The sequence below is a fragment of the Agromyces sp. SYSU T00194 genome (assembly GCF_040496035.1).
Classification (GTDB): Bacteria; Actinomycetota; Actinomycetes; order Actinomycetales; family Microbacteriaceae; genus Agromyces; species Agromyces chitinivorans.
On the sequence record NZ_JBEPJZ010000002.1, the window covers coordinates 973,109 to 982,441 of the forward strand.

8 protein-coding genes and 1 rRNA gene are annotated in these 9,333 nt (G+C 75.0%); 3 read left to right on the forward strand and 6 right to left on the reverse strand.

The features are described from left to right. Positions 1-32 precede the first annotated feature (32 nt). On the reverse strand, positions 33-974 hold the full coding sequence (locus tag ABZK10_RS17315) for a J domain-containing protein (RefSeq protein WP_353810529.1): 942 nt from the start codon (positions 972-974) through the stop codon (positions 33-35). Between the two features lie 109 nt (positions 975-1,083). Here ABZK10_RS17315 and ABZK10_RS17320 point away from each other — a divergent pair, with 109 nt between their 5' ends. Together ABZK10_RS17320 and ABZK10_RS17325 are read left to right on the forward strand one after the other, a co-directional pair. Beyond that, positions 1,084-1,509 (forward strand): DUF1761 domain-containing protein, encoded by a 426-nt coding sequence (locus ABZK10_RS17320; RefSeq protein ID WP_353810530.1) that lies wholly within the window; start codon positions 1,084-1,086, stop codon positions 1,507-1,509. 68 nt (positions 1,510-1,577) lie between these two features. After that, positions 1,578-2,321 carry a Pr6Pr family membrane protein gene (locus ABZK10_RS17325; RefSeq protein WP_353810531.1) on the forward strand — a complete coding sequence of 248 codons (744 nt, stop codon included), beginning with the start codon at positions 1,578-1,580 and terminating at the stop codon, positions 2,319-2,321. Between the two features lie 16 nt (positions 2,322-2,337). On the opposite strand, the gene ABZK10_RS17330 is transcribed toward ABZK10_RS17325, so the two are convergent. Further along, complete coding sequence (locus ABZK10_RS17330) at positions 2,338-3,792, reverse strand: flavin monoamine oxidase family protein (protein ID WP_353810532.1); 1,455 nt, start codon at positions 3,790-3,792, stop codon at positions 2,338-2,340. Then, positions 3,792-5,327 carry a DUF7059 domain-containing protein gene (locus tag ABZK10_RS17335; protein WP_353810533.1) on the reverse strand — a complete coding sequence of 512 codons (1,536 nt, stop codon included), beginning with the start codon at positions 5,325-5,327 and terminating at the stop codon, positions 3,792-3,794. The genes ABZK10_RS17330 and ABZK10_RS17335 overlap by 1 nt, the downstream gene beginning before the upstream one ends. Before the next feature lie 161 nt (positions 5,328-5,488). Between ABZK10_RS17335 and ABZK10_RS17340 the strand changes: the two genes are divergently transcribed. Further along, positions 5,489-5,824: a hypothetical protein gene (locus tag ABZK10_RS17340; protein WP_353810535.1), complete on the forward strand. Its 336-nt coding sequence runs from the start codon at positions 5,489-5,491 to the stop codon at positions 5,822-5,824. Between the two features lie 18 nt (positions 5,825-5,842). Here the strand turns inward: ABZK10_RS17340 and ABZK10_RS17345 are convergent, their stop codons facing one another. The 3 genes from ABZK10_RS17345 to rrf all read right to left on the reverse strand — a co-directional run bounded on the left by ABZK10_RS17345 (position 5,843) and on the right by rrf (position 9,270). Further along, positions 5,843-7,702, reverse strand: a complete 1,860-nt coding sequence (locus ABZK10_RS17345; protein WP_353810536.1) for a thioredoxin domain-containing protein — start codon at positions 7,700-7,702, stop codon at positions 5,843-5,845. Between the two features lie 2 nt (positions 7,703-7,704). After that, positions 7,705-9,078: a glucose-6-phosphate dehydrogenase gene (locus ABZK10_RS17350; RefSeq protein WP_353810537.1), complete on the reverse strand. Its 1,374-nt coding sequence runs from the start codon at positions 9,076-9,078 to the stop codon at positions 7,705-7,707. A 75-nt stretch (positions 9,079-9,153) separates the two neighbouring features. Continuing rightward, a 5S ribosomal RNA gene (gene rrf, locus ABZK10_RS17355) occupies positions 9,154-9,270 on the reverse strand. Positions 9,271-9,333: the final 63 nt, after the last annotated feature.

Genomic DNA, 9,333 nt, shown 5'->3' on the forward strand with positions numbered 1-9,333 from the left:
CGGCGGTCCGGGCCGTCGGCGTCGGCGGGCGATCAGGCGAAGCGCACCGACTGCTGCAGCCGGGTGCGCACCTCCATGACCTCGCCGCCGCCGATCAGCGCGGAGCCGGGCAGGCCGGTGCGCAGCACGCCGGGCAGCCGGGAGCGCTGCACGATCGCGGTCACCGCGCCGCGGATCGACCCGAGCACCTGCAGGTCCTCCTCGGAGTCGCCGTCGGGCACCACGACGAGCAGGCACGTGAACTTCACGTGGGCCGCGCGGCCGACGGCCTTGGCGCGCTGCGCGAGCGCACGCATCGGCTTCTCGCCGCCCAGCGCCTCGCCGATGAGCTCGCCGCGGCGGATGCGCACCGGCCCGCCCCAGTCCTCGGACGCGATGGCGAACAGCCCGGTGGGCCCGAGCACGATGTGGTCGAGCTTGGCGGGCAACCCCGGCCCCGCGGCATCCGTCGCCACGTCGTGCCAGGCCGTGTAGGCGATGCCGAGCGTCGACACCGTGCGCGCGGTGGCCTCTTCGGCGAGCGCGTCGGCCAGCACGTGCCGGATCTCGCGCGGCGCGCGGCGCACGAGCTCGGCGTCGAACGGGTCGGGCAGGTCGACGCCACGGCCCGCCCACTCGCGGACGAGCTCGAGGTAGCGCACGCGCGAGACCCCGCCCGGGTGTCCGTGGCTGCGCGTGGTGGGGCGCGTGTCGCGCCGCTCGCCCTGCGTGCGCGGCATCGACCACGAGCCGGCCTCCGCATCGCCGGCCGACGTGCGCGGCCGGCCGCCCCGGTCGTACGCCGCTCGTGCCTCCGCGGTGCCGACGCGCTCCCACGCGGCCTGCACGGCGTGGAACCGGTCGGGGTCGCCGCCCGTGTCGGGATGCGTCTCGCGGAGCTTCCGGCGGTACGCCGCGCGGAGCTCGCCGGTGGACGCGTCCGCGGCCACGCCGAGGATCTCGTACGGCGTCGCCTGGAGCGGGCTGTCGGGCATCGCGGGCAACGCCTCCGGGGTCGAGGGAACGGGAATCGAATCCCGACCCTACCGCGCCCGCCCGAGTAGACTCCGAGCACATTCCGAGCCCCGCCGAGGAAGGAACGACATGGTCCCCGAGATCAACTACTGGGCGGTGCTGGTCGCCACGCTCTCCACGATGATCGTGGGTTCGGTCTGGTACACGCCGAAGGTGTTCGGGAACTACTGGATGCGGAAGGCGAACGTGCAGCCCGACGGCCGCAGCGCCGTCGGCGCGATCATCGCCACCGTGCTGGTGAGCTTCGTGTCGGCGTGGGTGCTCGCGGGCGCGACCGCGATCGCCTGGCACTTCTACGGCGGCAGCTTCCTCGGCAACGCGCTGGTCACCGCGCTCATCCTCTGGGCCGGGTTCACCGCCGCGCGCTTCGTCACGCACGATGCGTTCGAGCGCCGCCCCGCGGGCCTGACGACGCTGAACATCGCGCACGAGCTCGTCACCTTCGTCGTGATGGCGCTGATCATCGGCGCCTGGCCGCCCGCCGGCACCGTCTGACACCCTGCTGCCCGCGACCCGCCCCGGGCCGGCACTCGCGACGGCGTACCCGGCGTAGCGTTGACGGCATGCGCGAGCGCGAGGCCCCGCCCGACCGACGCCGCCGTCGTGCACTGCGCACGCTGGGGCTCGCGCGCCTGGCCGTCGCCGTGGTCGAGGTGCTCGCGCTGATCGAGAACTTCCGGTACGTCCTCGGCTTCCGCAGCTTCGCCGCGGTGAACTTCTTCAGCTACTTCACCGTGCAGAGCGCATTCCTCACCGTGCTGGTGATCGGCGCGAGCGGCGTGGTGGCGGTGCTCGGGCGGCGCGAGCCGCACTGGTTCACGGGCGTCCGCTGCCTGGTCACCACCTACGTGGTCATCTCCGGCATCGTGTTCGGCCTGATCGTCTACCAGGCCCGCGCGACCGGCTACCGCATCGACGTGCCGCCGTCCGACCAGGTGCTGCACTTCGTGGTGCCGGTCGTGCTCGTGGTCGACTGGCTGCTCGAGACGGTGCTCGGCGTGCGGCACGTGCCGGTGACGTGGCGGATGCTGTGGTGGGCGCCCCTCTTCCCCGCCCTGTGGCTCGTGTTCACGCTCGTCCGCGGGCCGTCGGTCGGCTGGTATCCGTACTTCTTCCTCGACCCGCTGCAGGTCGGCGGCGCGCCCGGCATCGCGTTCTACTGCGCGATCGTGCTCGCCGTCATCCTGGTCGTGGCGGTGCTCCTCGTCGCGGCGACCCGCATCGTGCGCCGCGAGGGCGCCGGCACGCTGGACCCGGAGCCGGATGCCGCGGCGGACGCACGCGTGCTCGAGGCATCCGCTCGCTGAGCCCGCACCGAGCGGTTCAGCCCGCGGAGGGCTCGAGACCGGTGCTCGCGAAGGGCTCGAGGCTGGTGCGCGCGAGCGCGACGACCTCGTCGTCGGATGCCTCCGCGAGCGCGTCCGCACGCTCGGCGGCGAGCAGGCCCACGAGCACCGGCTCGTCAGGGGTCGGACTCAGGTCGAGCCAGCCCGCGAACGGGTCGTCGGGTGCGCCGACCACCGTGCGCGCCGGCGGCCCCGGCGGCAGGAACGGCTCGTCGAAACGGAGCCAGACCTGGTCGAGCCGACCCGTGCCGAGCGCCGAGATGGCCCGCGCGTGCCGCAGCGGCAACGACGGCGTGAACGCGATCGTGTGCGATCGCAGCACCCCGAGCGGCACCGTGACGATCGCGCGGTGGGCCGCGAACGACTCCCCGGTCTCGAGCCGCAGCGACACGGCGTCGCCCGAGTAGTCGATGCTCAGCACGGCGCCGCCGAGCAGCACGTCGAGGTCGGCCGCCTCGTCGCGCAGGAACTGCACGTACGGCGTCTGGACGCGATCCTGCACGACCGCCTCGTCGGGCTCGAGTCCGCCGTACCAGGCGGAGATCCGCCGGGCGTCCGCGCCGGTGCGCACGCCCAGCACCGTGTCGAGCTGGTACGCGAGCCAGTCGGCCGGTGCGATGCCGTCGTCGCCCGGCTCGTCGGAGAGCCGCTCGGACGCGCCGGAGCGCAGCAGCGCGTTCGCCAGCGTGATGTCGTGCGGCTGGGCGCGCGCCCACTCGCGGGCCGCGGCGACCGCCTGCGCGCCGGCGTCGGAGGGGTCGACGGCCGTCCCGTCGGGCGCGTGCACGGTCGGGGTGAGGTCGAACGGCGCGGTCGACGTGCCGGCGCCGGCGAGACGTGCCTGCAGCCCGACGGCGTCGGCGGGCACGAACGCCGCGCCCAGCTCGACCGGCACGGGCCAGGCGTCGTCCTCGATGCTCCGGATCCTCCCGCCGATGCGGTCCCGGCCCTCCAGCACGACCACGCGGTAGCCCGCGTCGGCGAGCGCGCGGGCAGCGGTGATGCCCGCGAGGCCCGCGCCGACGACGGCGATGCGTTCGCCGGGCTCGGCGACCTCGGCGACCTGCACCGCGGCGCGCGCGCCCTGCTCGGCGGCGCCGCGGACGGTGCCGGGGTACGCGGTCGACGTCGCCTCGCCGGCGAGGAAGACCCGGTCGTCGAGGGGGACGGCCAGGTCGACGCGGTGCTGGGGGGTCGATCCGACGGCCTGGAAGCTGAATGCCCCGCGCGCGAACGGGTCGGTGCCCCACGCCGACCGCCGCATCGCCGCCGGCGCGGGCACCGCGTGGGCCACGGGGGTGCCGGTCGGGGTGGGCGTCGGGGTCGGGCTCGGCGTCGGCGACGCGGTCGGCGCGGGCGGCTCGGGCACGCACCCGGCGAGCACCGCCGCGAGGCCCGCCGCGGAGCCGACCAGGAACGTGCGCCGTCGCATCAGTCGGTCCCGCCCGGCGCGTCCGCCGCCGCCAGCGCCGGCCCGAGCATGCCGCACAGCGCGAGCTCGAGCACGTCGGCCTCGAGCTCCTCGGCGAGGGCCGGTTCGTCGGCGTCGAGCAGTCCCGCGAGCGCGCTCGCGATCGCCGCGACGGTGAGGCTGCCGTCGCTCGCGCCGACGAGCGCGGCCAGCGCCGTGCCCGCGTCGACCGTGCGCGCGAAGCCGCCGCCCTGCCGCAGCGTGATCGCCGTCGGGTCGTCCGACCCGGGCCAGTGGTGACGCTGCTCGGTGACGTCGCCGGCGACGACCGGACGCGCGGCGGCGACGTCGTCGGCCATGCGGTCGAACGCGGCGACGCACGCCTCCAGGTGCGGGCCGGGCGCCCCCGTCCCGAGCGGCCCGTGCTGACGCTCCTGGCGCCGGAGCCGGGCACGGCCGTCCGCGGGACGCCGTGCGAGCACGTACCCGAACCCCACGGCATCGACGCCGCGTTCCTCGAAGTCGTCGAGCCAGGCGCGGATGAGCGCGTCGTACCCGGGCGCACCGGGCCGGGTGCCCCCGTCGCGCACCCAGGTCTCGGCGTACTCGACCGGGTCGACCCGGTCTCGCTCGACCAGCCAGTACTCCAGGCCCGGTGCGAACCAGCCCGCGGCGCGCTCGAGCCCGTCCGCGGCGCCCCGGTACTCCCAGTCGGCGAGCAGCTGCGCGCTCCCGCCCGGTGCGAGGTGCGCGTCGAGGCCGGCCAGCACCTCGGCGACGAGCGCATCGCCGACCATGCCACCGTCGCGGTACTCGTAGGCGGGCACGTCGGCCCGGCGGGGCGTGATCACGAACGGCGGGTTCGACACGATGCGATCGAACCGCTCCCCCGCGACCGGCGCGAACAGGCTGCCGAGGCGGAACTCGATGCGGTCGACGCCGTTGAGGGCCGCGTTCAGCGCCGCGTAGCGCAGCGCGCGGGCGCTGATGTCGGTGGCGACGACGCGGTCGGCGTGCCGGGCGGCGTGCAGCGCCTGGATGCCGCATCCGGTGCCGAGGTCGAGCGCAGACGCGACCGGAGCCTGCCACTGCAGCGACGCGAGCGTGCTCGACGCACCGCCGACGCCGAGCACGTGGTCCTCGGCGAGCGGGGCGCCGGTCTGCAGCTCGCCGGGGTCGGACGCGATCCACCACTCCGCCTCGCCCGCGCGGTCCTGGAACGCGTAGGGGCGCAGGTCGACGCGGGTGCGCACGTGCGCACCGTCGACGTCGACGAGGCCGAGTTCGGCGGCGCCCTCGACGCCCGCGGTCGGCAGCGCCCGCGCGAGGTCGTCGCGCAGGACGGTGCGGCCGAGCAGGAGGAGGAGCCCCAGCGTGGCCGAGGGCGCGTCGCCGGCGCGCTCCAACGCTCGCGCGGCGGGCACGGCGTCGCCGCGGTGCAGCGCGGCCTCGGCCTCCGCTCCCCAGAGCGCGTCGAGCCCGGCCACGGTGTAGCGCGCGGCGGCCAGGTCGGTCGCCAGCGCGGCCGCGAGCCGCCTCTCCGTCGCAGTCACCACGTGTCTCATTCAACCGCAGTCGTGGCCGCACGCGCATCGCACCGCCGGTCATCGCCGAGGCCCCGTCGTGTTGCGGTTCGATCACGGATCGGCAAGGTCCGTGAAACGCGGATGTCACACTCCCGGGTTAGCCTTGCGATGTCGAGTCGGAGGGGGACACCATGTCGCAGGAGGCGCCGGGCATCGAGCGGCTGCGCCAGGACGCGCGCGACGAGCTCGCGGCCCTCATCGACCTGCGATGCCGGCTCGGCGAGGACCCGTGGGCGTTCCTGCCCGACCTGCCGACGGTCGACGAGCAGGTGGTGGCGACGCTCCGCGAGGAGCGCATCCACTCCGACCGGTGGAGCACGGCGCGCGCCCGTGCGTACCACCCGACGGCGCGCGACGGCGACCGCGAGCGCTTCGAGTTCGACGTCCTGCGCGACATCGCGGTGGAGCACCCCGACCTGAGCGTCGCGGTGTGGAGCATGATCGGCCGGGTCCCGACCGTCTGGTGACGGTCGGCGCATCCGCCGTCACCCTGCTGCGTCGAGGGATGCCGCATCGGTGACCGGCAGCCGGCACGCGAACTCGCGACACAGGTACGCCGTCGTCACACCGCCGCGCGTCGCGCGCCCCTCGAACAGCACGAACCCCGCATCGACCCAGTCGGCGACCCGCTCCTCCGCGACGACCACGGCGACGGACGCCCCGTGCCGTCGCGTCGCACGCACGAGCGCGTCGTCGGCATCGCCCGCCGGCGTCACGGTGACGAGCTGGGTCGTGCCGCGTTCGAGCGCCTCGGCGACGCGCAGCGCCCTGCCGAACGCGAGCGGCTGGCGCACCATCGGCTCCGCCACCCGGGCGACGGCCGCCCGAGCGGCGTCGAGGTAGCGCCGATCGCCGGTCAGCCCGAAGAGGGTGACGGATGCCTCCGCGAGCGCGCTCGCTCCCGACGGCGTCGCCCCCTCCGACGGGTCCGCCTCGACCACCAGCCCCCGGGCGGCGAGCACCGGGTCGGCGCCGCCGGGTGCCGCGAACGGCGCACCGCCCTCCGATGCGGCGAGGATCGTCGCATCGACGAGGTCGCGGGCCGCGACCGCGAGTTCCGGGGCCCCGTCGGCCAGCGCGACGGCGAGGAGCCCGCCGGCGAGCATCCCGTGGTCCTCGAGCGTCGCGCGCGCCGCCGCCCGCTCCCCGTGCAGCGACATGCGCACGAGCCCTCCGGCCTCGTCGCGGTGCCGCTCGAGGAGCAGGGCCGCGGTCTCTCGTGCGGCGTCCACCCACCGGGGTTCGTCGAGCAGCGCACCGGCCGTCGCGAGCGCCCCGATCGCCAGCCCGTTCCAGCCGGTGAGGATCTTCTCGTCGAGCGCGGGGCGCGGCTGGGCGGCGCGCTCGGCGGCGTCGAGCCGGTAGTAGCCGCCCTCCGTGCGCGCGCCGCCCACCTCGCTCTCCGAGTCCTGCGCGCTGGCGAACCCGCCGTCGGGCTGCCGCAGCACGTCGAGCAGGAAGGCGGCGATCCCGTGCGCGGTCGCCGCCGCCCACGGCGCGTCCCCCCGCGCGGCGATCCGAGCGGTCGTCTCGAGCAGCTGCGCGTTGTCGTACAGCATCCGCTCGTAGTGCGGCTCGCTCCAGTCGGCGCGCGTGCCGTATCGGAAGAACCCGCCCTCGACCGGGTCGCGCAGCGGCGACGCGGCCATCGCGCGCAGGCTCCGCTCCGCCGACGCGGCCGCTTCGCCGCCGTGGGCGAGCAGGAACCCGAGCACGGGAGCGACGGGGAACTTCGGCGCGCCGCCGTAGCCGCCGAATGCGCGGTCCTCGAGCGCGACCAGCGCGTCGGCCGCTGCATCGAGCGCTGCGCGGGAGGGCGGGCCGGCACTGTCGGGTCGCAGCGCGGATGCCTCGGCCAGTGCACCCGCGAGCGAGGACGCAGTGGCGTCGACCTCGTCGCGGCGCTGCGTCCAGGCCTGCGCGACGGCGTCGAGCAGCTCGCCGAATCCGGGCACGCCGCCGGCGGGCCGCGGCGGGAAGTAGGTGCCGGCATAGAACGCTCGCCCCTCCGGCGTGGTGAACACCGTGAGCGGCCAGCCGAGGTTGCGGGTGAATGCGCTCGCGGCGGCGAGGTACCCGGCGTCGACGTCGGGATGCTCCTCGCGGTCGACCTTGATCGCGACGAACCCGTCGCGCAGCTGCGCGGCGATCAGCGGGTCGCTGAAGCTCTCGCGTGCCATGACGTGGCACCAGTGGCAGGTGGCGTAGCCGATCGAGACGAGCACCGGCACGTCGCGGCGACGCGCCTCGGCGAACGCCTCGTCGCCCCAGGGCCACCAGTCGACGGGGTTGGCCGCATGGGCGCGCAGGTAGGGGCTCAGCGCCCCCGCGAGTCGGTCGGCCATCGTCAGCGGTGCGGGGTGGTCGGCCAGGACGACGGCCCGCCCGAACCCGCCGGGTACTCCTCGAGGGGCACCCGGTCCTCCGCCCACGCGGCCCGGATCGGCGTCACGATGCGCCAGCACGCCTCCGCCATGTCACCGCTGACCGAGAGCAGCTCGTCGCCGTCGAGGATGCCGCCGAGCACCTCGCCGTAAGCACCGAGCCGCCCCTCGGTGGTGGTCGCCGACAGTTCGACGGTGCGGAGCCCCAGCAGGTCGTCGGCGCGGTTCACGGCGACGTCGAGCGTGATGCGCTCCGGCTTCATGCCGATCCGGAGGCGCCGCCGCACGTCGCCGGCGAAGCCGACGGGCAGCGCGGTCGGCTCGCGGAACGTCACGACGATCTCCTCGCGCTCGTGGCCGATGGCCTTCCCGGACCGCAGCACGAACGGCACGCCGTGCCAGCGCTCGGAGTTGACCTGCAGCGTCACCTCGGTCAGCGTCTCCGTCTCGTTGGCCGGGTCGACGCCGTCCTCGGCCGCGTAGTCGGGCATGACCCGCGAGCCGATGGAGCCGGCGGTGTAGCGCGCGCGCCGGGTCGCGGTCGTCGCGTCGCTGCCCCACACGCGCGTCTGCTCGAGGACGTCGGCCATGGCGCGGTGCATCGCGTCGGGCTCGACCGACGGCGGCGGCTCCATGGCGATGAGCGCGAGCACCTGGAGGAGGTGGCTCTGCACCATGTCGAGGAGCGCCCCGGCGTGGTCGTAGTACCCGGCACGGCCCTCCAGGCCGAGGGATTCGTCGAAGACGACCTCGACGCGCTCGACGTGGTCGCGGTGCCACACCGACTCGAACATGTGGTTCGCGAATCGGAGGCCGGTCACGGACAGCACGGTGGTCTTTCCGAGGAAGTGGTCGACGCGCACCACCTGCACACCGTCGGGGAGTCGTGCGAGGAGGCCGTTGAACTCGCGCGCGCTCTCGAGGTCGGTGCCGAACGGCTTCTCGAGCGCGAGCACGGTGCCGTCGGGCACCGACATGTCGGCGAGGGTCTCGCACGCGGCATGGGCCACCGCGGGCGGGAGTGCGAAGTACACGGCCACGGGGCCGGGCAGGTCGTCGAAGAGCGCCTGCAGGTCGTCCCTGCTGGTGGCGTCCGCCTGGCGGTACCGAGCGGATGCCATGAGCTCGGCGACGAGCGGATCGTCCTCGTCCGCCCGCATCGACCGCCGCAGGCGCGCCCGCCACTCGTCGTCGCCGAGTGCGCTGCGTCCGACGCCGACCACGCGCAGGTGCTTGCGGCGGTCGAACATGAGCAGCTCGCCGAGTCCGGGCAGCAGCAGCCGCGCGGCGAGGTCGCCGTCGGCACCGAGGATCACGAACGTACGTCGCGTCACCATGCGGCCCATGCTAGGACGCCCCCGGAATGCACGAAACCCCCCAGCATCGCTGCTGGGGGGTTTCGTTCAATGAATGTCCGGCGGTGTCCTACTCTCCCACAGGGTGGCCCCTGCAGTACCATCGGCGCTGCGAGTCTTAGCTTCCGGGTTCGGAACGGGACCGGGCGTTTCCCTCGCGCTATGGCCGCCGAAACTCTTGCCACACCCGCACCTGGGGGTGTGTGGTCTCGGGTCCCACCCCGGGATCACAACCCC

Bases quoted from the DNA above. Each gene is read 5' to 3' on its own strand.
- ABZK10_RS17340 (WP_353810535.1), top strand. From the start codon at position 5,489: ATGTCGCAGGAGGCGCCGGGCATCGAGCGGCTGCGCCAGGACGCGCGC.
- ABZK10_RS17320 (WP_353810530.1), top strand. From the start codon at position 1,084: ATGGTCCCCGAGATCAACTACTGGGCGGTGCTGGTCGCCACGCTCTCC.
- ABZK10_RS17315 (WP_353810529.1), bottom strand. From the start codon at position 974: ATGCCCGACAGCCCGCTCCAGGCGACGCCGTACGAGATCCTCGGCGTG.
- ABZK10_RS17325 (WP_353810531.1), top strand. From the start codon at position 1,578: ATGCGCGAGCGCGAGGCCCCGCCCGACCGACGCCGCCGTCGTGCACTG.
- ABZK10_RS17330 (WP_353810532.1), bottom strand. From the start codon at position 3,792: ATGCGACGGCGCACGTTCCTGGTCGGCTCCGCGGCGGGCCTCGCGGCG.
- ABZK10_RS17350 (WP_353810537.1), bottom strand. From the start codon at position 9,078: ATGGTGACGCGACGTACGTTCGTGATCCTCGGTGCCGACGGCGACCTC.
- ABZK10_RS17345 (WP_353810536.1), bottom strand. From the start codon at position 7,702: ATGGCCGACCGACTCGCGGGGGCGCTGAGCCCCTACCTGCGCGCCCAT.